At 71.1% G+C, this 23191-nt stretch carries 25 protein-coding genes and 1 pseudogene; 9 read left to right on the top strand and 17 right to left on the bottom strand.

The features are described 5' to 3' along the window. Positions 1 to 25: 25 nt before the first annotated feature. From ACZ6SA_RS04180 to ACZ6SA_RS04195, 4 genes are read right to left on the bottom strand one after another with little or no spacing between them, the layout of a single operon-like run. Positions 26 to 985: a carbohydrate ABC transporter permease gene (locus tag ACZ6SA_RS04180; RefSeq protein WP_465826549.1), complete on the bottom strand. Its 960-nt coding sequence runs from the start codon at positions 983 to 985 to the stop codon at positions 26 to 28. Continuing rightward, on the bottom strand, positions 985 to 2391 hold the full coding sequence (gene ngcE / locus ACZ6SA_RS04185; RefSeq protein ID WP_465826551.1) for an N-acetylglucosamine/diacetylchitobiose ABC transporter substrate-binding protein: 1407 nt from the start codon (positions 2389 to 2391) through the stop codon (positions 985 to 987). The genes ACZ6SA_RS04180 and ngcE overlap by 1 nt, the downstream gene beginning before the upstream one ends. Before the next feature lie 19 nt (positions 2392 to 2410). Continuing rightward, positions 2411 to 3145, bottom strand: coding sequence for a sugar isomerase domain-containing protein (locus ACZ6SA_RS04190; RefSeq protein WP_465826553.1), 735 nt, complete (start codon positions 3143 to 3145; stop codon positions 2411 to 2413). After that, entirely contained in the window at positions 3146 to 4015 is an 870-nt protein-coding gene (locus tag ACZ6SA_RS04195) for a MurR/RpiR family transcriptional regulator (protein ID WP_347641490.1), read from the bottom strand. Between the two features lie 82 nt (positions 4016 to 4097). Between ACZ6SA_RS04195 and ACZ6SA_RS04200 the strand changes: the two genes are divergently transcribed. Next, positions 4098 to 5111, top strand: a complete 1014-nt coding sequence (locus tag ACZ6SA_RS04200) for an N-acetylglucosamine kinase (RefSeq protein ID WP_465826641.1) — start codon at positions 4098 to 4100, stop codon at positions 5109 to 5111. Positions 5112 to 5151: 40 nt separating this feature from the next. Continuing rightward, positions 5152 to 5628, top strand: a complete 477-nt coding sequence (locus tag ACZ6SA_RS04205) for a GntR family transcriptional regulator (RefSeq protein ID WP_465826554.1) — start codon at positions 5152 to 5154, stop codon at positions 5626 to 5628. On the opposite strand, the gene ACZ6SA_RS04210 is transcribed toward ACZ6SA_RS04205, so the two are convergent. From ACZ6SA_RS04210 to ACZ6SA_RS04235, 6 genes are all read right to left on the bottom strand, one after another. Then, positions 5618 to 6436 (bottom strand): carbohydrate ABC transporter permease, encoded by an 819-nt coding sequence (locus ACZ6SA_RS04210; protein WP_465826556.1) that lies wholly within the window; start codon positions 6434 to 6436, stop codon positions 5618 to 5620. The two genes, ACZ6SA_RS04205 and ACZ6SA_RS04210, sit on opposite strands and share 11 nt — an antisense overlap. After that, positions 6433 to 7317: a carbohydrate ABC transporter permease gene (locus ACZ6SA_RS04215; RefSeq protein ID WP_465826558.1), complete on the bottom strand. Its 885-nt coding sequence runs from the start codon at positions 7315 to 7317 to the stop codon at positions 6433 to 6435. Before ACZ6SA_RS04215 ends, ACZ6SA_RS04210 begins: the two co-directional genes overlap by 4 nt. Next, entirely contained in the window at positions 7317 to 8576 is a 1260-nt protein-coding gene (locus ACZ6SA_RS04220; RefSeq protein ID WP_465826560.1) for an extracellular solute-binding protein, read from the bottom strand. Before ACZ6SA_RS04220 ends, ACZ6SA_RS04215 begins: the two co-directional genes overlap by 1 nt. A 60-nt stretch (positions 8577 to 8636) precedes the next feature. Then, complete coding sequence (locus tag ACZ6SA_RS04225; RefSeq protein ID WP_465826561.1) at positions 8637 to 9989, bottom strand: cellulose binding domain-containing protein; 1353 nt, start codon at positions 9987 to 9989, stop codon at positions 8637 to 8639. Positions 9990 to 10118: 129 nt separating this feature from the next. Continuing rightward, positions 10119 to 10892, bottom strand: a complete 774-nt coding sequence (locus tag ACZ6SA_RS04230) for a sugar isomerase domain-containing protein (RefSeq protein ID WP_465826563.1) — start codon at positions 10890 to 10892, stop codon at positions 10119 to 10121. Beyond that, positions 10889 to 11788: a MurR/RpiR family transcriptional regulator gene (locus tag ACZ6SA_RS04235; RefSeq protein WP_443150147.1), complete on the bottom strand. Its 900-nt coding sequence runs from the start codon at positions 11786 to 11788 to the stop codon at positions 10889 to 10891. The genes ACZ6SA_RS04230 and ACZ6SA_RS04235 overlap by 4 nt, the downstream gene beginning before the upstream one ends. Before the next feature lie 60 nt (positions 11789 to 11848). Between ACZ6SA_RS04235 and ACZ6SA_RS04240 the strand changes: the two genes are divergently transcribed. Further along, complete coding sequence (locus ACZ6SA_RS04240) at positions 11849 to 12904, top strand: N-acetylglucosamine kinase (RefSeq protein ID WP_465826564.1); 1056 nt, start codon at positions 11849 to 11851, stop codon at positions 12902 to 12904. Positions 12905 to 12929: 25 nt separating this feature from the next. Here ACZ6SA_RS04240 and ACZ6SA_RS04245 read toward each other — a convergent pair. The 4 genes and pseudogenes from ACZ6SA_RS04245 to ACZ6SA_RS04260 all read right to left on the bottom strand — a co-directional run. Next, positions 12930 to 13054: pseudogene (locus tag ACZ6SA_RS04245) on the bottom strand (IS982 family transposase); the annotation flags it as partial. 37 nt (positions 13055 to 13091) lie between these two features. Next, positions 13092 to 14003, bottom strand: a complete 912-nt coding sequence (locus ACZ6SA_RS04250; RefSeq protein ID WP_465826566.1) for a hypothetical protein — start codon at positions 14001 to 14003, stop codon at positions 13092 to 13094. 37 nt (positions 14004 to 14040) lie between these two features. Continuing rightward, complete coding sequence (locus ACZ6SA_RS04255) at positions 14041 to 14466, bottom strand: RNA polymerase sigma factor (protein ID WP_465826567.1); 426 nt, start codon at positions 14464 to 14466, stop codon at positions 14041 to 14043. 25 nt (positions 14467 to 14491) lie between these two features. Beyond that, positions 14492 to 15565 (bottom strand): thiolase C-terminal domain-containing protein, encoded by a 1074-nt coding sequence (locus ACZ6SA_RS04260; RefSeq protein WP_465826568.1) that lies wholly within the window; start codon positions 15563 to 15565, stop codon positions 14492 to 14494. A 357-nt stretch (positions 15566 to 15922) separates the two neighbouring features. Between ACZ6SA_RS04260 and ACZ6SA_RS04265 the strand changes: the two genes are divergently transcribed. After that, on the top strand, positions 15923 to 16771 hold the full coding sequence (locus ACZ6SA_RS04265) for a LysR family transcriptional regulator (protein ID WP_443150142.1): 849 nt from the start codon (positions 15923 to 15925) through the stop codon (positions 16769 to 16771). Positions 16772 to 16786: 15 nt separating this feature from the next. Beyond that, positions 16787 to 17407, top strand: a complete 621-nt coding sequence (locus ACZ6SA_RS04270; RefSeq protein WP_347641477.1) for a MerR family transcriptional regulator — start codon at positions 16787 to 16789, stop codon at positions 17405 to 17407. Here the strand turns inward: ACZ6SA_RS04270 and ACZ6SA_RS04275 are convergent. After that, positions 17371 to 18312 carry a LysR family transcriptional regulator gene (locus ACZ6SA_RS04275; RefSeq protein WP_465826570.1) on the bottom strand — a complete coding sequence of 314 codons (942 nt, stop codon included), beginning with the start codon at positions 18310 to 18312 and terminating at the stop codon, positions 17371 to 17373. The genes ACZ6SA_RS04270 and ACZ6SA_RS04275 overlap by 37 nt on opposite strands. 111 nt (positions 18313 to 18423) lie before the next feature. Here ACZ6SA_RS04275 and ACZ6SA_RS04280 point away from each other — a divergent pair, with 111 nt between their 5' ends. Then, positions 18424 to 19053, top strand: coding sequence for a flavodoxin family protein (locus ACZ6SA_RS04280; RefSeq protein WP_347641475.1), 630 nt, complete (start codon positions 18424 to 18426; stop codon positions 19051 to 19053). A gap of 16 nt (positions 19054 to 19069) precedes the next feature. Continuing rightward, positions 19070 to 19447 (top strand): ectoine synthase, encoded by a 378-nt coding sequence (locus ACZ6SA_RS04285; protein ID WP_465826572.1) that lies wholly within the window; start codon positions 19070 to 19072, stop codon positions 19445 to 19447. Between the two features lie 15 nt (positions 19448 to 19462). Here the strand turns inward: ACZ6SA_RS04285 and ACZ6SA_RS04290 are convergent, their stop codons facing one another. Both ACZ6SA_RS04290 and ACZ6SA_RS04295 read right to left on the bottom strand, forming a co-directional pair. Next, positions 19463 to 20362 carry a hypothetical protein gene (locus ACZ6SA_RS04290; RefSeq protein WP_465826573.1) on the bottom strand — a complete coding sequence of 300 codons (900 nt, stop codon included), beginning with the start codon at positions 20360 to 20362 and terminating at the stop codon, positions 19463 to 19465. A gap of 51 nt (positions 20363 to 20413) precedes the next feature. Continuing rightward, positions 20414 to 21088 (bottom strand): ThuA domain-containing protein, encoded by a 675-nt coding sequence (locus ACZ6SA_RS04295; RefSeq protein ID WP_465826574.1) that lies wholly within the window; start codon positions 21086 to 21088, stop codon positions 20414 to 20416. A 110-nt stretch (positions 21089 to 21198) separates the two neighbouring features. On the opposite strand from ACZ6SA_RS04295, the gene ACZ6SA_RS04300 reads away from it, so the two are divergent. Together ACZ6SA_RS04300 and ACZ6SA_RS04305 are read left to right on the top strand one after the other, a co-directional pair. Next, complete coding sequence (locus ACZ6SA_RS04300) at positions 21199 to 22044, top strand: RNA polymerase sigma-70 factor (RefSeq protein ID WP_347641471.1); 846 nt, start codon at positions 21199 to 21201, stop codon at positions 22042 to 22044. Positions 22045 to 22307: 263 nt separating this feature from the next. Beyond that, positions 22308 to 23069 (top strand): SDR family NAD(P)-dependent oxidoreductase, encoded by a 762-nt coding sequence (locus tag ACZ6SA_RS04305; protein ID WP_347641470.1) that lies wholly within the window; start codon positions 22308 to 22310, stop codon positions 23067 to 23069. Positions 23070 to 23191 lie beyond the last annotated feature (122 nt).

Here is a 23191-nt window from a genome sequence, read left to right on the forward strand (position 1 = left end):
TCGCCGGAGTCGTCGTTGCCATCTCTCAGTACTCGATTCGTTCGCGCCGCGACAGGCGCAGTGACAGGACCGCGAAACCGACGGTGAAGAAGAACATCACCACGCCGAGGGCGGAGGCGTAGCCGAAGCGGAAGTATTCGAAGGCGTTGCGGTAGATCTCGGCCGCCATGACCGTGGTCGACCAGTCGGGCCCGCCCTGCTGGTCGGTCATCACCCAGACGATCGCGAAGACGTCCATGGCGAGGATCCCCAGATAGACCCAGGCGACCTGGACGGTGTCCCACAACAGCGGGAGCGTGACGCGGAAGAACAGGGTGATCCGGTTGGCGCCGTCGATCTGGGCGGCCTCGAACATGTCCTTGGGGATGCTCGCCAGCCCGGCGGAGAACAGCACGACGTAGAAGCCGACCGCCTGCCACACCAGGACGCCGAGCACCGACCAGAACGCGACGTCAGGGTCGGACAGGAACCCGACCGGGCCGAACTCGAACGCCGTCAGCGGCCATCTGCCGTCGGGCCCGAACAGCTGCCCGAGCCCCATCAGCGGCCCGTTCAGCATGCCGCTGCCGTCGGGCCTGAACACCTGCTGGAAGAGCACCGCCACGATGGTGACGGCCAGGACCTGCGGGAAGAAGAAGACCACCCGGTAGAAGCCCGACCCGCGAATGCCCGACACGCCCTGCTTCCCGCCCACGTTGAGCAGGAAGGCGAAGAACAGCGCGATGACGATCGTGATCGCCGGCAGCAACACCAGCAGGGCGACGTTGTGGGTGACCGCCTTCCAGAAGACGTTGTCACCCAGCAGCCGCTCGAAGTTGTCGAGCCCGATGAAGTTCGGCGCGGCCGTCACGCCGCGCCAGTCGGTCATCGCGATGTAGAACGCCTGGACGTAGGGCGAGATCACGTAGACCAGGTAGAGAATCACCGGGGCTGCCAGGAACGAGGTGATGAACAGCCCGCGGCGATACCTGTTGAACAGCACCATCAGCGCTTGTACTTCTTGATGGAAGAGTCGTTCTTGATCTCGTCGGCCTTCTTCTGGACGCGCTCGAGGTAGGCCTTCGGGGTCAGGCCGCCGGTCATGAGCTCACCGGTCGCGGCCTTGGCCTCGTCGTTCAGCGGGCCGTACCACGTCGGCCAGCGGAAGTAGACGGTGTTCTCGCCCGCGTCGGCGACCGCCTTGGAGGCGCTGGTGACGCCCGGAGAGATGTCGCGGCCATCGCTCGCGCCCTTGACCGTCGTGACCGTGGTGACCAGCTCGCTGAAGTCGCCGGCCGCCTTCTTCGACAACATGGCCCGCAGGTATTCCATGCCGGCCTGCGGGTGGGCGCTCTTGGCCGAGACGATGAAGTTCTCGCCGGGCCGGGTGTCCAGGGTGCCGTACGGCATCGCGTCGGAGCTCGTGACGTCGGGGATGGGGAACATCGCGTACGCGAAGTCCTCAGGTGTGGTGGTCTTCTGCTCGTTCTCCAGCCACGACCCGCAGGGCAGCATGGCCACCTGCTTCTTGTTCTGGGCGGTCTGCGTCTGCACGTGGTCGAGGCCCGCCGTGCCCTGCATGAGATATTTGGCGCCTACCTCGGCCCACTTCTCGGCGGCGGTCAGCATGGGCTCGGCCGTCCAGGCGCCGTCCTCCAGGTTGTCGATGTTGACCAGCACGTCGTTGCCGCCGATCTTCGCGGCCATGGTGAGCAGCGGCTCGTACAGGTACTGCGGGTGCTTGCCGGCGTAGGTGAAGGGCGCCATCTTGCCCGACTTCTTGATGGTCTCGCACAGCTCGAGGAAGGCGTCCCAGGTCTTCGGGATCTCCCAGCCGTTGTCGTCGAAGACCTTCTGCGAGTACCAGATGCCGTGGATGTAGTTGACGTAGCCGAGGACGCAGAACTTGCCGTCGTAGGTGCCGATGTCGATCACCGACTGGTCCAGCAGGTCACGCACCTTGACGTTGGGGTCGTCCCACGATGGCGCGTCGAGCAGCGGCGTCAGGTCCTGGAGCTGGCCGTCCTGGGCCAGGGCGCCGAAGTCCATGGCGTTGGCGCCGGAGTTGTCGATCACCTCGGGAGGGTTGCCACCGGCGAAGCGCGGCTGGAGGACCTTGGTGATCTCCTTGGTGGAGTTGTGCTTGATCTCCACCTTCGCGTACTTGCTCTTGAACAGCGGCTGGTGGATGTCCGTGGCGTAGGCCTGGCCGAAGCCGCCGTCGAAGATCCACACCTCGAGCGGCTTGTCGCCCACGCCGAACGGGTTGGCCGCGCTGGTGGCGGCCGGCGCCGCCGACGAGGGCGCGGGCTGGGCGGCGGGGGTCGCGCACGCGGCGAGCGCGCCCGCCACGGGCACGAGAGCGGCACCGCGAAGAAGCTCACGCCTGGTGATATGGGGGGTGTTGGGCATGGTTACTGCTCCTGACTAGTCATGCTCCGCGCCGGATTCGCCCTGCGTAGCGGCTCTCCAGCGCCTTGTTGTGCTCGTCCCCGCCCGCCACGTTGGCCGACAGGTAGATGGGAGGCGTCTCGCCCATCGCCACGAGCTCGTCCACCGCCTCGGTGACCACCATCTGCGCGAGCAGCGCGGAGGTGATCGTGGACACCGCGCCGTAGCTGCCGCCTCCGGGCAGCTCGAGGAGGGCGTCGCCGTACGGGGCGCCGTTGTCCAGCACGACGTCGGCCAGGTCGAGCAGCTTGCTGCCCGACGGGTGGCGCGAGGTCATCTGGGTGCTGTGCTTGACCGAGGTCAACGCGATCAGGGGATGGCCCTGGTCCTTGACGATCCTCGCCAGCTCGACGACCGTGCCGTTCACGCCCGAGCTGGAGATCAGCACGAACACGTCCTGCGGCGCGACCGGCGCCAGGTCGTAGATCTGCCGCGCGACCGCCGGGTCACGCTCGAGCTCCGGGGTCAGGACGCCGGGCGGCTGCCCGCCGTACAGGACGAGGTCTCTCGGCGTGAGGCGGTTGCTCGGGACGAGACCGCCGGCCCGTCCGGCGATCTCCATGGCGATGGCCTCGGAATGCCCCGAGCCGAAGGCGTTGACCACGCCGTCCGCCCTGAGCGAGGTCACGAGCAGTTCCGCCGCCTTGCGCACCTGCTCGGCCTGGCTCTTCGCGACCTGGCGCGCCAGATCGAGGACCCTGTCTGCGTACGTCATCTAGCCTCTCTCCACCCGATGGCTCTCCACGGCGCTGATCGTTCGCTCGAACGCCTCGTTGGTCCGTTCGTACGTGCTCTGGGCGATCGCCACGTAGACGGCGTCCAGCACGAACAGCTGCGAGTGCACGGCGGCCAGCCCGCCGAGCCGGAACGTGGTCTCCCTGCTGGCGGTGGTCAGCACGAGCTCGGCCAGCTCGGCCAGCGGGGAACGGGCGAAAGAGGTGACGGCGACCGTGAGCGCGCCGTGGCTGCCGGCCTCGGCCAGCGCCTCCATGACCTCGCGGGTGCGGCCCCTGTGGCTGATGCCGACGGCCACGTCGCCGTCCTTGAGCAGCGCCGCCTCCGACAGCGCCACGTGGGCGTCTCCCGCGCTCCAGCAGGGGACGCCGATGCGGCGCAGCCGGCCTTCGAACATGGTGGCGACGTTACCGCTGGTGGAGACGCCGACCAGGAGGACGCGCGGGGCGGCAACGATGGCGGCGGCCACCTGGGCGACCACGTCGAGGTCGAGTTGGGCGGCGGTGTCCTGGATCAGCCGGACGTCGGCGGCGGCCATCACCTCGATGGCCGCGTCGAGCGGGTCGTCGGGGCCGATCTCGTGGCCGACGCCCGCTCCCCAGCCCGCCTGCGCCGCCCGCCCGGTCTCGGTGGCGAGGGCGACGCGCAGCTCGGCGTAGCCGGAGAAGCCGAACGCCCGGCAGAACCTGGTCACGGTGGCGGGCGAGCTGCCGGCGCGCTCGGCCAGCGCGATGATGGTCGAGCGCGCGGCCTCGGCCGGGTCGCCGAGAATCACCTCGCCCACCCTGCGCAGCGCCTCCGGCAAACCGGGTAGCTCTGTTTCGACGCGCCCTAGCGCTCCTGAAGTCACGAATATTCCTTCCGAATACTCGGTCTTCTGGCGAAAATTATTCTTGCTTCCTGCCCACGTCAAGCCCCAGACTCGGTCCGTGATGAAATCGCTAGTCGTCGGTGTCGATGCCGGAGCCACCTCCACGCGAGTCGCCGTTCACCGGCTCGACGGCACGCGGGTGGGCTATGCCCGGGCGGGCGCGGGCAATCCGACCGCCCACGGGCTGGCCAAGGCGGTTTCGGCGATCGAGACCGCGCTCGGGCAGGCGCTCGGGTCCCTCGACGGATCGCGGGTGGTCGCCTCGCTGGCCGGGGTCGCGGGGCACGTCCAGGAGATGGTGCCCGCACTGGCCGAGGTCTGGGCCGGGCACGGCATCGAGGCGGAGCCGCGTTACATGGGCGACGTGCCGATCGCCTACGCCGCGGGGTCACCCGAGCCGGACGGCTCGCTGCTGCTGTCGGGCACGGGCGCGGTCGCGGCCAGGATCGCCGGGTTCGAGCTCGGCGCGGTCGCCGACGGGCTGGGATGGTTGCTGGGCGACGCGGGCTCGGGCTTCTGGATCGGCCGCGAGGCCGCCAAGGCGGTGGTCGACGCCTTCGACCGCGGCCTGCCGGTCACGGCCCTGGATCGCACGCCGCCGGACGCGGACCGCGATCCCGCTCCTGGCGCGGGCGGCGCTGCGGCCGGGAGCGGTCTGCTCGTCGCTCTCGTCGGCGAGCACTTTCTCGGCGAGGAGCGGCCCGCCGCGCCGCGCGCCGTCGCCGACCGCATCGTACGCCTGGCCCAGGCCGACCACATGCGCCTGGCGACGTTGTCGGCGCTGGTCAGCCGGGCCGCGTCGGAAGGCGACCCGCTGGCCGCCGGGATCGTGCGCGAGGCGGCCGGCCACCTGGCCGCCACGCTCAGGAGGGTGCACACGTCGGGGCCCGTGGTGCTCGCCGGCAGCGTGCTGACCAGCCCGGGGCCGGTGCGTCAGGCCGTGACGGAGTTGCTCGCGGGCGAGCAGGTCACGACGGCGGGTGACGCGGCGAGCGCGGCGGCCTGGCTGGCGGCCCGCGACTTCCTCCCGGAGCCCGACGCCAAGGCCCTGCATCCCACCTTCACCACCGTCTGACGGGCCACCCAAGCGTGCCGCATTGGCCTATGTTGCCTACGTGGTCGACTACGAAGGGGACACCCACGTCCACGTCCAGATCGCCGACATCCTCCGCCGTCGGGTCTCGAAGCTCGACTCCGGACACCCGGTGCCGAGCGAGGCCGACATTCAGTACGAGTTCGGAGTCGCCAGAACCACGGCCAGGCGGGCGGTCCACGTACTGCGCGAGGAAGGGCTCATCTACACCGTGCAAGGCGAGGGCACCTTCGTCGGGCCTGCCGGCGTGCCTCGTGCGAAGCCGACGAGAGCCAAGTATGCGATCATCGCCGATGACCTGGCTGCCCGCATCAGACGCGGCGAACTCCGCCCCAACAGGGCGATCCCCAGCGAGCAGGTGCTGATGCGTCAGTACGGCGTCGCCAAGGTCACGGCGCGGCTGGCCGTCTCACGGCTGCGGGAGCAGCGGTGGGTCGTCACGGTGCCGCACCGGGGAACCTGCGTGTGCGATCCGGCGCGATGGCCCGTCAGCCCTTGACCGCGCCCGCCGTCATGCCGGTGCCGACGCGGCGCTGCAGGAAGAGGAAGAGCAGCAGCGCGGGCAGCGCGAACAGGCTGGCGGCGGCCATGGTGGCGCCCCAGTCGGTGCCGAACACGTCGCGGAACGACGAGAGCCACACCGGCAGCGTGCGCTTGTCCTGGTCCTTGATGATCAGCACGTTCACGAACGCGAACTCGTTCCAGGCCGTGATGAACCCGAACAGCGAGGTCGCCATCAGCCCCGGCGCCAGCAGCGGGAAGACCACCCGCCGGAAGGCCACCAGCCGGCCGCAGCCGTCCACCTGCGCGGCCTCCTCCAGCTCCGGCGGGATGGCGGCGAGAAACCCGCGCAGCGTCACGATCGTGAACGGCAGCGTGATCATGAAGTAGACGCCGGTCAGCATGGCCAGCGAGTCGAGCAGTTCGGTGTCCCTGGCGATGATGAAGACCGGCACCAGCAGCGCCTCCCACGGCGCCATCTGCGCCGCGAACACCGCCACCACGAACGCGCCCCGCCCCCGCCAGCGCATCCTCGTCATCGCGAACGCCGCCAGCAGCGCCACCACCAGCGCGATCAGCACCGCCGCGACCGTCACCAGCAGGCTGTTGCGCCAGTAGGTCCAGAACCCCGGCGCGCTGACGGCGGTGACGAAGTGGTCGAGCGTCGGATCGGCGGGCCAGAACGTCGGCGTGGCCGCCTGGATGTCCCGCGTCGGCTTGAACGCGGTCAGGAACATCCAGTAGACGGGGAAGACCGTCGTCACGAGCACGGCGACCGCCGTCGTGTTGAGCGCGAGCCGTTTCACGTGCGGACCATCCTTCGCAGGTTGCTGACCAGGGCGACGGCGAGGATCACGACCGTGAGCATGGCGACCGCCGAACCCAGGTCGTAGCGGTGCAGCACGCGGGCGACCTGGAACGCGTAGACCGGCAGGGTGGTGGTGGCGCCGTCGGGGCCGCCCTGGCTGAGCACCCAGATCTGCGGGAAACACTTGGCCACCCAGATCACCTCGAGCGAGGTGATCAGGGCGAACAGCTGCCTGAGCATCGGCACGGTGATCTTCCAGAACACCTGCCGGCCGTTGCCGCCGTCGATCCGCGCCGACTCGTACAGCTCGGCGGGGATCGTGGTGAGGCCCGCGTAGAGGGTGAGCGCGGCGAACGGGACCGACTGCCACACGACCAGGAGCACGAGCACGGCGAACGTGGCCGTGCCGTCGGCGAACCAGGTGTAGCCCTGGAAGGAGTCGAGGCCGAGGGTGACCAGCAGCCAGTTGACCACGCCCAGCTCCGACTGGAACAACCACTGGAAGATCGTGGTCGCCGCGATGATCGGGGTGGCCCAGGCCAGGGCGAGGGCGCTCATCAGGGCCAGGCGCAGGCCGCGGCGCAGGCGTACGAGCATGAGGGCGACGCCGGTGGACAGGACCACGATGAGCACCACGTTGATCGCGGTCCACACGACCGTGCGCCACACGACCTGCCAGAACTCCTCGCCGCCCAGCAGTTCGGCGTAGTTCTCCAGGCCGGCGAGGGTGGCGCCGCCCCTGATCAGCTCGCCCATGCGGAAGTGCTGGAACGAGATCACCGCCGCCTTGAGCATGGGATAGAGCAGGAGGAAGGCCCCGCCTGCCACCGTGGGGGCGATGAGCAGGAAGGGCCAGAAGGAGCGGTGTCCAGCCCGCATCAGGATCCGCTGTTCAGCGTCGTGGTGATCGACTCGGAGACCTTCTTCGCCTCCACCGCCGGGTCGGCGCCGGTGAGCACGGCGGTCATGTACTGCTTGATCACCGAGGTGGCCTCGACGGCGGCCCAGTTGGGGGTGTTCGGGGTGGCCCGCCCGTTGGCCGCGCCGACCGCCATCGCGGCGGTGCCCTCGTCGCCCGACAGCACGCCGGCCAGCGAGGTGCGGTTGGGGACGAAGCTCATCGTCGTGGCCAGCTCTTTCTGGAACTTCTCCCCGGCCAGGGCCTTGACCAGCTCGTACGCCTCGTCCTGGTGTTGCGAGGCCACCGGGATGATCAGGTCGGAGCCGCCCGTGAAGACCGTGCCGGGTTTGCCGGCGGTCTTGCCCGGGATGGGAAAGAAGCCCATCTTGCCCTTCAGCGTGCCGTCCACCTCCAGCACGCGGGCGGCGACGCCTGGGACGGCGATGATCTGCGCGGCCTTGCCCTGCGCGAACACCTCGTGCTGCGGCGGGTTGGCCTCGTCGGCGTCCTTGGGTCCCTTGCCGAGGGCCTGGAGCCGCTGGTAGAAGTCCATGCCGGCCCGGGCCTGCGGGGTGTCGAGGGCGCCCTTCCACCGGCCGCCCTCCTGGACGGCCAGGTCGCCGCCCTCGTCCCAGATGAATCCGGCAAGCGCGTACCAGGTCTGGCCGGTCAGATAGATGCCCTGGTTGCCGCCTTTATTAAGCTTTGTCGTGATATCCAGCCACTCGTCGCGGGTTTTCGGAGGCTCCTCGATGCCCGCCTCGGCGAACAGGTCCTTGTTGTAGACGACCACGCGGTTGGCGGCGTACCAGGGGATCCCGTACTGCTTGCCGTCGATGTTGCCCGGCTGGGCCAGCCCTGGCAGCCAGTCCTCGCCCTTGAGGTCGGCGATCTTCGCGGTGAGGTCCGTGACGCCGCCGCTGGCCGAGTACTGAGCGACCTGGGTGTTGCCCACCTCGATCACGTCGGGCGCGTCGGTGCTGGCCAGGGCCGCGGTGACGCGCTCGCCGATGCCGTCCCAGGCCTGGATCTGGATGTCGAGGTCGACACCCTTGCGCGCGGCCTCGTGCTCGGTCTCGAACTTCTTCAACAGCTCCTGCGTGACGCTGCCGTCCATGATCCAGACGGTCAGCTCGGCGGGGGCGCCGCTCGCCGCCGCCCCGGTCTCCGGCTCCGCGCCGGTGCCGCACGCGCCGAGCGCGAGCACGGCCGCCAGGGCAAGGATGCGGTACTTCATAGTGATCCTTCTGATGCTGGGGGGTGGGCCCGCGCCCGCCCGGGCGGGCGCGGGGCACGATCACACGTTGGGGACGGTGTCCTTGAACGCGGTGCCGGACGAGCGCAGCGAGCCGACCCGGCTCTGCACCTCGGCGGGCGAGAGAACCTCGTTCTTGCTGTGGAAGACGTAGTCGACCTGCTGACGGTACGTACGCGTGCCCGTCGCTCCCTGGAGGTCGATGAACCACTGGTTGAACATGATCCACATCGGGGTCTCGGGGTAGTAGATGTCACCGTGGTCGGCGAAGAGGCGGCCGTCCACGTAATACTTCATCCGGCCGCCGGAGACCTGGATGACGAGGTCGTGCCAGCCGGCGAAGCTCGCGCGCTCCTCCGTGTGGGTGTTCACCGCCTGCCACGGCTCGCCCTGGTAGGTCTCCCAGCTCGTGGCGTAGAGGATGTTGGCCGGCTCGCCCCAGCCGCCGTTCGGCAGGTACTCGAAGTCGAGCTCGCCGTAGTCGGGGTCGAGGTTGAAGCGCAGCGGGGTGATGGTGAAGAACGTCTGCACCACGTGCTCGCCGTCGGGGCCGCTGGTCGGCGCGTCGCTGAAGCGCACGCGGGCGGCGTACGTGCCCTCGTGGAACTTGCGGTTGGTGGTGGACAGCTCGGTCTGCACGGTGCCCGAGGGGGTGCCGTTCGTCGAGGAGTCGAGCGTCAGCAGGCCGCCGGGGAACGAGATCGCGCCGGGCGACCAGGTGGCGCCGGGCACGCCGGGGCCACCCGAGCTGGAGCGGACCGTCCAGCCGCGCTGGGCCAGCCGCGGGTCGTTCGAGCCCGTGTAGGTGAAGTCGTCGAACAGCTCGCCGCCCGGCCCGGGCGGCACGGTGGGCGTGACGGTGGGGTCGGGGTCGCTGCCGTTGGGCTTGCCCCAGGAGAGCGTGCCGTTGACGTAGACGGTGACCTTGTCCCAGTTCGAGTAGGCGGTCTGGGGGCCGTAGGAGTAGTCGTCGCTCTGCGTGAACGTCTGCCAGTCGGAGCGGTAGAAGCGCAGCTGCATGTCGCCGGTGGTCCGGCCTGGAGCCAGGCTGCCCGAGGTGAAGCCCACTTCCAGGTACTGGTCGCCGCCGGCCTGGCGGACGAACTGGCCGGTCACCGTCGAACATCCCACGACCGCCCACGAGCAGGCGAAGCGGTAGGTCTCGCCGCCGGTGAGGTAGTAGCGGATCTTGACCTGGTTGAGCGGGATGGTGGTGGTGCCGTCGTTGAAGAGCTGGAGCCAGGGCTCGGCCTGGGCCGTGGTGGCGCCGGGTGCGCTGGTCCGGTATTGGAGGCGGACGGCCTGGTCGGCGTTGGCGGGCGCGACCAGGGAGACGGCGACGAGGAGAGCGGGGATGGCTAAGGAGAGCAGGACTTTACCGAAATTTCGGGACATGAGTGGGGTTCTCCTTGAGTGGGCGGTCCCCCGACTGTCGTGCGGTACCGAAGATCAGCGGTGCTGCGGCGCGGTCAGGCGCCGGTACGAGGGCGGCGCCGGTCGGGCGCCGCCGTGGGTGCGGCCGGGTCAGGCGGTACGGCGGATGCGGCCCGCGTACAGCGCCTCCAGGCGGAGGTTGTGCGCGTCGCCCTCCGGGACGTTGGCCGAGAGGTAGACCGGTGGCACTTCACCGGCATCGAGCAGGTTGCTGACGGTCTTGGCCACGACGAGCTGGGCCAGCAGGGCCGAGGTGATGGTGGAAACCCCTCCGATGGACGCGGGCGCTGTGGAGCCTCCGCCGGGCAGGGGCAGGACGGCGTCGCCGTAGGGGGCGTGGTTGTCGAGGACGACGTCGGCCAGGTCGGCTAGCCGGCGGCCCGAGGGATGGCGGGACACGACGGCTTCGCTGTGGGCGCGCGAGGTGATCGCGATCAGGTCGTGACCGCGCTCCTTGACGAGCGTGGCCAGTTCGACGACCACGCCGTTGACGCCCGAGTTGGAGATGATGACGAACAGGTCGTGCTCCTGGACGGGTGCCAGGTCGAGGATCGTGTGGGCGATGGCGGGGTCGCGTTCGAGGTCGTAGCGGTCGAGCTCGGATCTGGGCGCGTCGCCGTACAGGACGATGTCGCGCAGGGCGAGCCGGTTGGTGGGCACGAGGCCGCCCGCGCGGCCGGCGATCTCCATGGCGACCGCCTCCGAGTGGCCCGCCCCGAACGCCTGGATGACGCCGCCCGCGGTCAGCGCCCTGGTGAAGAGGCCGGCCGCCCGCGAGATCTCCGGATCCTTCGGGATCACCTGGACGAGGTGCGCGATGTGCTCGGCGAAAGCCTGTGGGACGACTCGCTGGTTGACCGTCATATGTCCCCTTCTGGTGAGCCTGGCCCTGTCAGGCCCTGTTCTGGTAGCCGGTGTCCGGCCACGGCCCGTACGGTGACGTCGAACGCCTGCTTCGTCCGGTCGTACGTCCGCTGGGCGACCGACACGTACACGACATCAAGGACGAGCAGCTGCGAGTGGATCGCGGCGAAACCCTCGGACCTGTAGCTCGTCGCGCGGCTCGCCGTCGTCAGCACCAGCTCGGCCACCTCGGCCAGCGGCGACCTCGGCTGCGAGGTGACGGCCACGGTGATCGCGCCATGGCTGCCCGCCTCCGCGAGCACCTCGATGACCTCGCGCGTCCGGCCGCTGTGGGAGATGCCGATCGCCACGTCTCCCTGGCCGAGCAGCGCCGCGTCGGTCAGCGCGGTGTGGGCGTCGGACCTGCTCCAGGTGGGCACCCGCATGCGCTGCAACCGGTATTCCATCTCGCTGGCGACGGCCGCGCTGCTCGACACCCCGAACAACAGCACTCGCCCGGCCCTGGCCACGGCCTGCGCGACCTTCTCCACCACGGCCAGGTCGAGCTGGTCGCCCGTCTCCTGGATCAGGCGGATGTCGTTGCCCGACACGACGCTCAGCACCCGGTCGAGGCTGTCGTCGGGCAGGATCTCGCGGCCGATGTCGGTCTGCCACGTCTGCTGCGCCACCCGGCCGGTCTCGGTGGCCACGGCCACCCGAAGCTCGGCGTAGCCGGAGAAGCCGAGGGCGCGGCAGAATCGGGTGATCGTGGCCGTGGACGTGGCGCTCCGCTCGGCCAGGTCGACGATGGTCAGCCGGGCCGCCTCCGCCGGAGCGGCGAGAATCGCATCGGCGACCTTGCGCAGCGCCTCGGGCATGTCGTGCTGCTCGGCCCTGATGCGGCTCAGTAGTTCCACGCGGTGATAATTATGCTCATTGCCTGGCGCCGTCAAGGCGTTTCGGCAATAATTTTTGACATGCACCTGGTTCTGGGCGTCGACGCCGGCGGCACCTCGTCGCGGGCCGCGCTGTTCACGCTGGACGGCACGCTGGTGCGGCGGGGGCAGGCGGGCGGCGGAAATCCGGGGGCGCTCGGCATGGACACCGCCGCCGCCAACCTGACCGCCGCCGTGCGCGCAACCCTGGCGGACCCCGGACCGGCCCACCGCCCGGGCCCGCTCACGGGCGAGGGCACGGGCGAGGGCACGGGCGAGGGCACGGGCGAGGGCGTGGTCGTGGGCGTGGTCGTGGGCTTGGCCGGCAATCCCGCGCTGTGCGCGACGCTGACCGAGCGCGTCCTCGGCGCCCTTCTGCCCGGGGCGGACTTCACCGGCGACAGGGGCGTACCCGGAGCCACGCCGGTACGCGTGACGGGAGACATCGTGACCGCCTTCGCCGCCGGCACCCCCTCACCGTCGGGCACCGTGCTCATCTCGGGCACGGGGGCGATCGCGGCCAGGATCACCGACCACGCCCCCGCCGGCACCGCCGACGGGTACGGCTGGCTGCTCGGGGACGAGGGCTCCGCCTTCTGGATCGGCCTCGCCGCCGCCCGCGCCACCATCCGCGCCCTCACCGTCCCACGCCCCTCGCCCACGAGGGGTCGGGCCGGGCCGGGGTTGCTGGCGGACCTGGTTCTGGGGCGGCTGCTGCCCGACGGCCCAGGTGGCGATCCGGGGGCGCGGCTGGCGGCGACGGTCCATGCTCGGCCGCCCCTCGCGCTGGCCGAGTTGGCGCCGCTGGTGAGCGAGGCGGCCATGGGCGGTGATCCGGTGGCGCTGTCCATCGTGGCCGAGGCCGCGTCCAGGCTGGCGAGCACCGCCTCCGGGGTGCACGAACCCGGTCTGCCCCTCGTGCTGGCCGGTGGCGTGCTCACGGCGGAAGGCCCCGTACGCGACGCCGTACGAGGCCTTCTGGAGGGTGCGGTCACGGCGGGAGATCCGGCGGGGGCGGCGGCCTGGCTGGCCGCGCGGCCCTTGCTGGGACCGCGGGAGGCCGAGGCGCGCCATTCCCGTTTCACGCGTCCCGCCTAGATGGTTGATTCCCAGGGCTTCGGGATCAGTGATCGTAGGGGTGAGTGATCGGGCGGTGGGCTGGCCGGTCGTGTCGTTGTGCCAGATCACGGTGGTCAGCGCCAGGATGCGTACGATCACGCGGATGGTGACGCCCGCGCCGTTCCGGCCCCGGCCAGGCGGCGCGGCGCCCGGCTCGCGGGTCGGGTCAGGCGGGCTCGGCGGGGTTGCGAGGCAGGCGTTCCCGGGTGACGAGCAGGCGCAGCACGCCGGCCCGCTCCGACTCCGCCTTCCAGACGATCCAGCCGTCGCCGACCTCGGCCTGCCGGCTTTCGGGGTCGATCCGGTAACCGACGTTGCCGGGGCCAGGGGTGATGACCTGGAAGACCGTCTTCAGGCCGCGGTCGCGGGCTTCGGCGCGCACCTCCCCGACGGTCTTCTCCGCGGGGTCGTAGCCTTCGAGCATCTCGCCCTTGGCCGTCGCCAAGCCCCAGTTCTGGTACCTCTCCCCCGCCTCGGCCGGCCGGCCCAGCTTGACGACGGCGTCACCGGTGTAGTCGCTCCGCACGATGACGGTCATCGCGCAGCCCGGCCGCCCGAGCGTGCAGCCCGCCGGCGCGGTGCCGCTGCCGATGGGCGCCTGGTAGGGGCCGCTGACCTCGGGATGGACGCTGCCGCGCACGCCGGTGACCTTGCCCACCTGGGACGGCGACGAGGGCACGAGCTGCAGCCGCACGTTCAGGCCCACCGCCGCGAACCCCTTGGTGTACTCGGCGTACTCGGCGAGCGGGTCCTTTATGGTGGCGACGTACCGCTCGCCGCGCAGCTCGATGTCGATGGCGGAGCTGGCGTAGGAGGTGGCGGGACCGTGCTCGCCGAGGACGGCCGGGCCGATCACGGCGGCGGCGGCGAGGCCCGCGACGGCCACGGCGCCCGCGGCCAGGCGGCGGGTACGGGTTCGGAACAGGCCCCTGGTGGCGTGAGCGTCCGCCGCGTCGCTCGCGACGGTGGAGAGAGCTTCGCCGGTGATCGAGGCGAGGAGCGCCTGGGCCCCCGCGCCGGATGCCTGTCCTGCCAGGTCCTCGTCGCGGACCCTGGCGAGCTGCTGCAGATCGTTCATCGAGGTTTCCTTTCGCTGAAGTCCGTACGGGCGGAAGTCACAACGACTCCATGACGACGCCGCCCACGGAGACGCAGGCACCTGCCAGCGCCTTGGACAGGCGCTTGCGCGCCCGGTAGAGCCGGATGCGCGCGGCGTTGCGCGAGCAGCCGAATACCTTGGCGATCTCCCCGTGGTCCAGGCCCTCCCAGGCGACGAGCGAGATCAGCTCGCGGTCGTCGTCGGGCAGTTCGCGCAAGGCCCGCGCGATCGTGCCGAGCTCGACGCCGCTCTCGGGCGAGTGGCCGTAGAGGTCGGCGATCTCGGTGTCGAGCTCCGCGTTCCTGTGCCGGTGCCTGGCCTGGCCGCGGCGGTGGCTGGCCAGCACGTTCCTGGCCACTCCGTACAGCCAGAGCGGGGCCTGCCCGCCGGGCGGCAGGGCGTCGATCCGGCGCCATACGATGGCGAAGGTCTCGGCGACCACGTCCGCCGCGATTTCAGCTGATTTTTCACCTCACGAGCAGCGCGGCGCTCCCGTAGCTCCCGCCGAACCCCGTCACGAGCGCCACGGATCGCCCGGCCCGCAGTTCCCTGACGGCCTGGGCGGCGTTGTTCAGCCCGTGCACGTATCCCTCGGAGAGCAGGCCGCCGTGCGGGTTGACCCAGGCGTGCCGCCGCTCCATCAGGTACGTCCCGAGTTCCTCGCGCGCCGCGAAGCCGAAGTCCTCCAGCTGCCTGGGCACGAGCCACGAGTAGGCGTCGTACAGCAGCGCCACGTCCACGTCCGCGGGCCGCATCCCGGAGGCGTCCCACACCATCGGGGCCACGTACGCGGAGAAGATCGTGCCGGCGTCGGGCGCGCGGTCCATCGACGAGCAGCCCGGCCCTCCCCCTCGCACCGCGGCGTGCACGCGCGGCCCGTCGAGCACGGCGCTGACCAGCAGCGCGCACGCCCCGTCGGTCTCCTGGCAGCAGTCGACCGTGCGCAGCGGGGTGCAGACGTACGGTCTGGCCAGGTAGGCGTCGAGGGTGAGCGGGTCGCGGCGCAGGGCGCGGGGGTTGGCCGCGGCGTTCTGCCTGGACTGGGCGACGACGGCGTGCAGGTGCTCGGCGGCGAGGCCGGTGTCGTGCAGGTAGCGGGTGGCGGCCATGGCGAACAGCGGGATCGGGCCCGCCAGGCCGTACGTGGAGATGCCAGTGGAGATGCCGGTGGGGGCGGTGTTCATGCGCGTGCCGGAACGCCCGTTGAGCGCCCGGTAGATCAGGATGTTGCGGGCGAGGCGGGCCTGGATCAGCATCGCCGCGTCACCCAGGATGGACGCCGCCTGCGTGCCCCCGCCGGCGATGTCGTTGTGCCAGCCGAGCCGCTCGATCCCGAGCGCCCTGGCCACCCGCACGGCCGGCGCCGAGTCGTTCATGTGGTAGCTGAGCACCGCGTCCACCTCGCGCGGCGCGATCCCGGCGTCCGCGCAGGCCGCCCGGCACGCCTCGGCCGCGAGCTCCTCCTCGGTGCGCCCGGACTCCCTGGTCAGGGCCGTCATGCCGATCCCGGCCACGGCCGCACGCCCCGCGAACGGCTGCATGTTCCCTCCTCCGGCGTCCCCGGTAGGGCCCGCCATCCGCTCCGGCGAGGCCGGCGGAGCCATGCCGTCAGCGCCTCGCCGATCACGCTAACCGGCCGCACCCGCTGAGACAAGCGCTTGCTCAACAGGCCGCATCCCGGGTTTACGGACACCCGTAACGACCGCCTCCCCCGTCCGAAGCCCGTGCCCCCGGACCGGTACGAACCCCGGGATCAGCCGCCTGAACAGCGGATCACCGCGCATCACCGGAAGATCGGCGGCGGCGGATAACTGTGTATCTTCACGGAAGCTATCGCCGCTTGTAATACCGAGGTTCGATCAACCGATAGCCCATCATCATCACGCCCGAGGTGAGCGATGGATCTACGCTACGTCCGCTACGCCCTGGCGATCGCGCGCGCGGGCTCCCTGCGCCGGGCCGCCACCGCACTGCACATCTCCCAGCCCACACTGTCCGAGCAGCTCAGGGCGCTGGAGAAGGAGATCGGCGTCGAGCTGTTCAGCCGCTCGCCGAGCGGGGTGCGGCTCACCGAGGCGGGCGAGGCGTTCCTGGCCCAGGCCACCGTCGCGGTCGACGCCTTCGAGCGGGCCGTGACCGCCGCCAGGAGCGAGGGCCACGTCGCGCGCCTGGGCGTGGCCGACGGGCTGACCGACGTGGTGGCCCGCCTGCTGTCCCAGCTGCAGAACGGCAACCTGCGCGTCGCCCCCATGGGGACGGCCGAGCAGATCGTCTCCATCGCCGACGGCGCGCTGCAGGCGGGGCTCGGCTACGCGCCCGGCTCCATGCCGAGAGGCGTGGCCCGGATGCTCGTCCACCGTTTCCCGGTGCGCGCGCTGCTGCCGCGCGCCCATCCCCTGGCCGCCGCCGGGGCGCTGTCGCTGGCGGACCTGGCGTCGGAGCCCCTGCTCATGCCGGAGTCCGACGCGGTGGCGGGCGCCCGCCGTTTCCTCGAAGGGTTCGTACGCCACCGCCTGCACCCCCGCCTCGGCCCGTCGGCGGCCACGCACGACCTGGTCATCGACATGGTGGAGTCGGGCGCGGGCTACGCCCTCTGCGTCCACGAAGGCACGAAAATCCCTGACGCGCTGGCATTCATCCCTATCAAGGAGGACGTCCCACCCCTGGAAGTCGTCTTCCTCTGGAACCGGCAGGCCGACGTGCAGGAGCTGGTCAGCGCGGCCCGCCATCTGGCCCGATCTGGATAGCGGTATTATCTACCGATGCGCATCTCCGAACTGAGCGCCAGTTCCGGCGTGGCCATCCCCACGATCAAGTACTACCTGCGTGAGGGCATGCTCCACCAGGGCCTGCAGACAGCCGCGACGCGGGCCGAATATGACGAGTCGCACCTGCGCCGGCTCCGCCTGATCCGCGCCCTGCTCGACGTGGGCAGGCTCTCCGTGTCCTCCATCAAGAAGGTCGTCGCCGCCGTCGACGACGCGTCGCTGCCCTTTCACGAGATGCTGGGCACCGCCCACTACGCCCTGAGCCCCGGCGCCCAGCCGGAGCCCGGGGAGGACTGGCAGCAGGCCCGCGACGAGGTCGACCACCTCGTCGAGGAGCTCGGCTGGGACGTCACGTCCCACGCCCCCGCCCGCGACGAGCTGGCCCAGACCCTGGTCAGGATGCGCCAGCTCGGCGTGGCCGTGGACCTGGCGCCCTACGTCGAGGCCGCCAGGAAGCTCGTGTCGGAGGTGGAGATGGACAAGATCCCGTTCGACGGCCCGCGCGACGCCGCCGTGGAGGCCCTGGTGCTCGGCACGGTCCTCTACGGCCGGGCGTTCGACGCCCTGCGCAGGATGGCTCAGGAGTCGGAGTCGGCCGCCCGCCTCGGCTCGTAGGCCCGCGCCGGCGACGCGACGGTCCTGAGCGCCGCGAGATACGCGGCGATCGCCGGCCGGGCCTCCGCCCCCCGCCGGACCGCCGCGTAGATGTGCCGCCGGATGTCGTGCCCGGTCGGGGCCACGGTGACGACCCCCGCGGGGATGGGCAGCCGTGCGGCGCGGGGGATGAAGGCGACGCCCATCCCCGCTTCGACCAGGGCCAGGATCGCCGTCCAGTCGCCGGCGCGATGCCGCACCCGCGGGCGGAAGCCGGCGGAGGCGCAGGCGAGGTGCAGCAGGCGGTCGCAGGCGTCGCCTTCGAGGGTGCTGACCCACTGCTCACCTTGGAGCAGCGACAGGGCGGTGGCCGGCGCGCGCGCCGACGGGTGCGCGATCGGCAGGGCGAGGTCGAAGTCGTCGGTGCCCAGCTCGACCCTGGTGTATCTCGCGTCGTCGCCGGAGGGCGCCCCCTCGGCCTCCACCGCGACGACCACGTCGAGATCTCCGCCGGCGAGCTGGTCGAGGCAGCCGGGCACCGCGACCTCGCGGATGTCGACCCGCAGCCGGGGACGGCTGTCGCGGATCAGGAGCGCCGCCGGAATGAGCAGGGACGAGATCGTCGAGGGGAAGGAGCCCACCGTGATCCGCCCCAGCTCGCCGTCCACGGTGGACTGGATCTCTCCCATCGCCCGCTCGAGAAGCGCGAGCATGGCATAGGCGTGGTCGACGAGCACGCGGCCGGCGTCGGTGAGGCGCAGCTTGCGGCCGTCGGCCTCGGCGAGCGGCACCCCCGCCTCGCGGGTCAGCGTCGCCAGTTGTTGCGAGGCGGCCGACGGAGAGATGTGCAGCGTGGCGGCCGCGGCGTGGAGCGTGCCCTGCTCGTGCAGGGCCACGAGCACCTTCAGGCGAGCCGGATCAACCATGCACATCAACTTACCATTACCGACCGTAATCATTTGATTGTCTTCACGGTTCGCGGACGGCACGATGGGATCCGGGCACAGACACCGAGAAGAGGAAGAGGTGCACGGCTCATGAAGGCCCTCGCCCTGAGCGCGAGCCCCCGCAAGGACGGCAACTCCCGCCTGCTGGCGGAGACCGTTCTCGAGGGTGCGGCGAGCCGCGGGCACGAGGTCGAGCTCGCCGACCTGACCGATGCGGTCGCGGCGCCGCTGCGCGACTGCCGCACGTGCCGGCAGGCTGACGGAGCATGCTCAATCGGGGACGGCTACGAAACGCTGCTGCGGCGGCAGGTCCTTCCGGCCGACGCGCTCGTCCTCGCCACCCCGCTCTACTGGTACGGCGTCGCGGGACAGCTGAAGATCTTCATCGATCGCCTCTTCTGCTACATCAAGGCCGGCTACCCCGACAGCGCTGAAGTCACGCGGCGCCTGGTCGGCAAGCGGATGGCCGTCGTGGTGAGCTCCGAGGAGACCTACCCGGGCTCGATGGTCGGCGTCACCGCGCAGATGCAGGAGCTCGCCCGCTACCTCCACCACGACCTGGTCGGCGTCGTGCGCGGCGTCGCCAACTCGCGCGGGGAGGTGGCGCGCGACCCTGCCGATCCGCTGGCCCAGGCGTACGGTCTCGGGACGCGCCTGTTCGAAGGACACGTGAGCGACCACCGCATCGACACCGTGCGCAACGGTGTGGTGTGGCCCTGACCGCACGGGAGTCACGATGCTCATCCGGACGCTCGACGACGTGCTGGGATCCGCGCGGGACGTCGACTGGACCAACGGCACGAGCCGCCGCCTCCTCGTCGCGGCCGACGGACGCGGCTACACGCTCACCGACACCCGCGTGCGTCCGGGCACGACCACCCTCCTCCGCTACGACCGGCATCTCGAAGCCCGCTACTGCGTCGAGGGCGAGGGCCGGGTCGAGACGGCCGGCGGGCTGTTCACCATCGCCCCGGGCACGCTCTACGCACCGGACCCGGGCGAGGAACACCGCCTGACCTCGGCCGGCGGGATGCGGCTCATCTGCGTGTTCACCCCTCCGCTCGAGGGGGACGAGAACCACGATCTCGCGCCGGGACGCCCCTCCGGATTCTGACGAACCCCATGCCGGCTAGACCATGCCGTTGGCCCGCAGTGTGCGCACGGCGCCGACCGTGACGTCCCCGCGCCAGTCGAGCGCCCCGGCGGGCGAGATGCGGGCGAAGTCGACGACCCACCCGCCGTCGTCCTGCTGCTCCCCCGCCAGCCGCACGAGATCGGCGGCGATCACCTCGGGCTCGAACAGGCCGCGGGCCGGGCTCCCTGGGAGGGGCGCGAAGTCGAGCGGCCGCAGCGCCTCGGCCTCGGTGCCGCCCTCGACCGGCACCCGCCCGTCCGCGGGGATGTGGCCGCCCAGCCGCTTGAGCAGCCCGGCCGCCTCCGGCCGGCTGTCGTGGACGGCGTCGAGGAAGCGCACGGAGAACAGCAGCACGTACGCGTGCGGCATGCCCTCCAGCCGCTGGATCGCGTCGAGGCAGAAGCGGGTGGCCCGCTCCAGCCACGGATGCGCGGCGACGGCCGGGTCGTACGCGGCGACCTGGTGAGCCGCGGCCGCGGTCACGGAGGTGATCTGCAGGGACGAGACGGCCGGGTCGCCGCTCAGCCACCAGGGCGCGCTGGCCTCGGAGACCGTGAGCGGCAACGAGAACGGCAGCCCGCCGTCGGGCAGCGTCACCGAGTCCAGCCAGTCGCACAACGCCGCGGCGTGCGGCGAGGTGCGGGGCGTGACGTGCGGGGCGACGTCCCCGAACACCGCGAAGGCGTGCAGCGCCGCTCCCGGCTGGCTCTCGGGGGCGCGCAGGTCGGGCTCCAGGCCCCAGCCGTAGCCGCCGTCGGGATTGCGGTAGGCGTCGAGGGCGGCCAGCACGGAGGCGGCGTCGCCCTCGCCCGTCAGCAGGTCGTAGCGGCGGCGGTCAAGGACACGCGCGTGCCCGGCCAGGAAGCCGGGGATCGCGGAGAGATTCACGTTCATACCGTCATCGTGCCCGGATCGCCGCCCCTGGTCTTGTAGCTTCCGGACACGTCACTCGCGGATCGTGACGGGCCGTTTGAGCAGCCACAACGCCGCCCGCTGGAGCAGCGTGCGGTGGATCTCGTTGTCGTAGGACCTGGTGTCGTGACCCAGCGCGTCGTAGAGCACCCGGCCACGCCGGACCTGCCGCGCCCAGACGAGCGGCTGGCCGTTCGACGAGGCCAGCGGCCTGACGTCGGGCAGCACGTCGAGGTCGCTGTAGACCTCGTCGACCACGTCGAAGTCGCGCAGGCCCTCGACCACGGGATGCCCGCCGTGCACCCGCACCCCCGTCCACCCCAGCGGCGGATGGTGGGACTTGGGCCAGCTCCAGCAGCCGCCCAGGACCCGCGGCCAGCCCTGCCAGTCGTCGAAGCAGATCGACGCGGTGTGCATGCACAGCAGCCCGCCGCCCCGGTCGAGGTGGTCGAGCAGGGTGGTGCGGGCCTCGGCCGGTAACGAGAAGGCCCGGGCGGCCCGCTGGCCGGCGAAACGGTCGTGACCCATCTGCCAGCGCAGCGCGTTGACGGTGATGAGCTGGACCTCCGACGGCTCGCTCAGCGCTCCCGCGATGTCCTCGGTGATCTCCGACTCGACCCCGACCTCGGAGAGCACTCCGGCGAGTGCCTCCGACGTGGCGGCGAAGTCGTGGAACAGGCCCCCTGAGAGGATCAGATTTCTCGCCACCCGTCCAGCCCATCATGCTTGCCGCGGCATTACCACCCGTGAACCGTCACGTCCCCGCACCGGCCACCCCCGGCGCACCTCCCGCCGGGGTGACGGGGCATGATGCCAGCGTGGACTTCGAGGAGCACCGGCCCATGCTGCTCGGGCTGGCCTACCGCCTGCTCGGCAGCATGTGGGACGCCGAGGACGTCGTGCAGGAGGCGTGGCTGCGCTGGCAGGGCACCGGCCACGACGCGATCAGGGAGCCGCGGGCGTTCCTGGTGACCGTGGTCTCGCGGCTGGCCCTCGACCAGCTCCGCTCCGCGCGGGTCAAGCGGGAGGCCTACACCGGGCCGTGGCTGCCCGAGCCGGTGCTGACGTCGGAGGCCGGCCCGCTGGACACCGCCGAGCTGCGCGACACCGTCTCTTTCGCCACCCTGCACATGATGGAGCGGCTCTCGCCGCCGGAGCGGGCGGTGTTCGTGTTGCGGGAGGCGTTCGAGCTGCCGTACGCCGAGATCGCCGAGATCGTCGAATCCTCCGTGGCCAACGCCAGGCAGCTGCACCACCGGGCGTCCACGCGGCTCGCCGAGGGGCGTGACAGGTTCCAGCCGTCGACGGCGGACCACACCGAGTTGCTGGTGAAGTTCATGGAGGCGGCGAAGGGCGGCGACATGGACGCGCTCACCGAGCTGTTGCACGAGGACGTGGTCTCGTGGAACGACGGCGGCGGCAAGGTCAAGGCGGCGCTGCGGCCGGTCGCCGGCCGGCGCAAGGTGCTGGCCTTCCTGTCCGCGCTGGTGCACCGCTACGCGTTCACGGACGTGCGGCTGCTGGACGTCAACGGCAGCCCGGCGTTCTGGACGCGCTCGGAGGAAGGCGACCAGATCGTGCTGGTGAACGTCCACGACGGCCGCATCACGGACATCTACGCCATTCTCAACCCGGACAAGCTTGTACGCGTGCACAAGATGTGACGCCCGGCCTTGCCGGTCCGGGCGCTCCCACGACCTATAGTCACGCCTGTGACTCCTCCGCTTCCTGAAGGGAGCGGCTTCTCGCCCCGCTTGCGCCGGAGACGACGGCCAAGCCCTGACCGATGCCCGAAAGCACAAGCTCGATCCTATCCGGAGGTGGCGACAATGTCCGAGGATCTGCCACTGCACGCTCAAGCCCTGGCGGCCCTCCCGCTCCCGATTCCCCGATCGCCCGAAGGCGACGGTCCCCTTAGGAGGCTCTGATGGATCTCGGCATCTCGGGCAAGGTCGCCCTCGTCACCGGAGGCAGCGCGGGCATCGGGCTCGCCGCGGCCAAGAGCCTCGCGCGCGAGGGCTGCGACGTCTGCGTCAGCGCCCGCAGCCCGGAACGGCTCGCGGACGCGGTGGTGGAGCTGCAGGAATACGGCAAGGTCGTGCACGCCGTGCTGGCCGACGTGGAGGATCCGGCGACCGCCAGGCGGGTGGTCGAGGAGACCCGCGACGTGCTCGGCCCGATCGACATCCTCGTGGCCAACGCGGGCGGCCCGCCGGCCGGCCGGTTCGACGAGGTGGGGCTGGAGGAGTGGGACGTCGCGATCCAGCGCAACCTGCTCGGCACCGTACGCCTGATCCACGCCGTCCTGCCTGAGATGCGCGCCCGCGGCTGGGGCCGGATCGTCACGGTCACCAGCAGGTCGGCCCGGGAGGCGATCGACGGCCTGGCGCTGTCCAACGCCACCCGCTCGGCCGTGGCCGGCGTGGTGCGCACGCTCGCCCGCGAGGTCGGCCGTGACGGCGTGCTGGTCAACAACGTGATGCCGGGCCCGATCGAGACCGAGCGGCTGCGGGAGCTGGCGGGCGGCGAGGAGGCGCTGCGGCAGCGGGGCGAGTCCGTGCCCGTCGGCCGCATCGGGCGCGCCGAGGAGGTCGGCGACGTGGTGGCGTTCCTGGCCGGCGAGCGGGCGTCGTTCGTGAACGGGGTCTCGCTGCTGGTCGACGGCGGGGAGAGCCACGTCATCGCCTGACTGCCGTGGCTGTGGAAGGCCTGCTCGAAGGCCTTGCGCGGACCTGGTGGAGCGGGTGCTCAGGCAGCGCTCAGCACATGACATCCTTCCCTTAAGGGACGGAGTGCGATAAGGCAGGGGCG

The sequence above is a fragment of the Nonomuraea sp. NPDC049378 genome (assembly GCF_055586745.1).

Bases quoted from the DNA above. Each gene is read 5' to 3' on its own strand.
- ACZ6SA_RS04180 (WP_465826549.1), bottom strand. From the start codon at position 985: ATGGTGCTGTTCAACAGGTATCGCCGCGGGCTGTTCATCACCTCGTTC.
- ngcE (WP_465826551.1), bottom strand. From the start codon at position 2,391: ATGCCCAACACCCCCCATATCACCAGGCGTGAGCTTCTTCGCGGTGCC.
- ACZ6SA_RS04190 (WP_465826553.1), bottom strand. From the start codon at position 3,145: ATGACGTACGCAGACAGGGTCCTCGATCTGGCGCGCCAGGTCGCGAAG.
- ACZ6SA_RS04200 (WP_465826641.1), top strand. From the start codon at position 4,098: ATGAAATCGCTAGTCGTCGGTGTCGATGCCGGAGCCACCTCCACGCGA.
- ACZ6SA_RS04215 (WP_465826558.1), bottom strand. From the start codon at position 7,317: ATGCGGGCTGGACACCGCTCCTTCTGGCCCTTCCTGCTCATCGCCCCC.
- ACZ6SA_RS04220 (WP_465826560.1), bottom strand. From the start codon at position 8,576: ATGAAGTACCGCATCCTTGCCCTGGCGGCCGTGCTCGCGCTCGGCGCG.
- ACZ6SA_RS04225 (WP_465826561.1), bottom strand. From the start codon at position 9,989: ATGTCCCGAAATTTCGGTAAAGTCCTGCTCTCCTTAGCCATCCCCGCT.
- ACZ6SA_RS04230 (WP_465826563.1), bottom strand. From the start codon at position 10,892: ATGACGGTCAACCAGCGAGTCGTCCCACAGGCTTTCGCCGAGCACATC.
- ACZ6SA_RS04240 (WP_465826564.1), top strand. From the start codon at position 11,849: ATGCACCTGGTTCTGGGCGTCGACGCCGGCGGCACCTCGTCGCGGGCC.
- ACZ6SA_RS04250 (WP_465826566.1), bottom strand. From the start codon at position 14,003: ATGAACGATCTGCAGCAGCTCGCCAGGGTCCGCGACGAGGACCTGGCA.
- ACZ6SA_RS04260 (WP_465826568.1), bottom strand. From the start codon at position 15,565: ATGCAGCCGTTCGCGGGGCGTGCGGCCGTGGCCGGGATCGGCATGACG.
- ACZ6SA_RS04265 (WP_443150142.1), top strand. From the start codon at position 15,923: ATGGATCTACGCTACGTCCGCTACGCCCTGGCGATCGCGCGCGCGGGC.
- ACZ6SA_RS04270 (WP_347641477.1), top strand. From the start codon at position 16,787: ATGCGCATCTCCGAACTGAGCGCCAGTTCCGGCGTGGCCATCCCCACG.
- ACZ6SA_RS04275 (WP_465826570.1), bottom strand. From the start codon at position 18,312: ATGGTTGATCCGGCTCGCCTGAAGGTGCTCGTGGCCCTGCACGAGCAG.
- ACZ6SA_RS04280 (WP_347641475.1), top strand. From the start codon at position 18,424: ATGAAGGCCCTCGCCCTGAGCGCGAGCCCCCGCAAGGACGGCAACTCC.
- ACZ6SA_RS04285 (WP_465826572.1), top strand. From the start codon at position 19,070: ATGCTCATCCGGACGCTCGACGACGTGCTGGGATCCGCGCGGGACGTC.
- ACZ6SA_RS04290 (WP_465826573.1), bottom strand. From the start codon at position 20,362: ATGAACGTGAATCTCTCCGCGATCCCCGGCTTCCTGGCCGGGCACGCG.
- ACZ6SA_RS04305 (WP_347641470.1), top strand. From the start codon at position 22,308: ATGGATCTCGGCATCTCGGGCAAGGTCGCCCTCGTCACCGGAGGCAGC.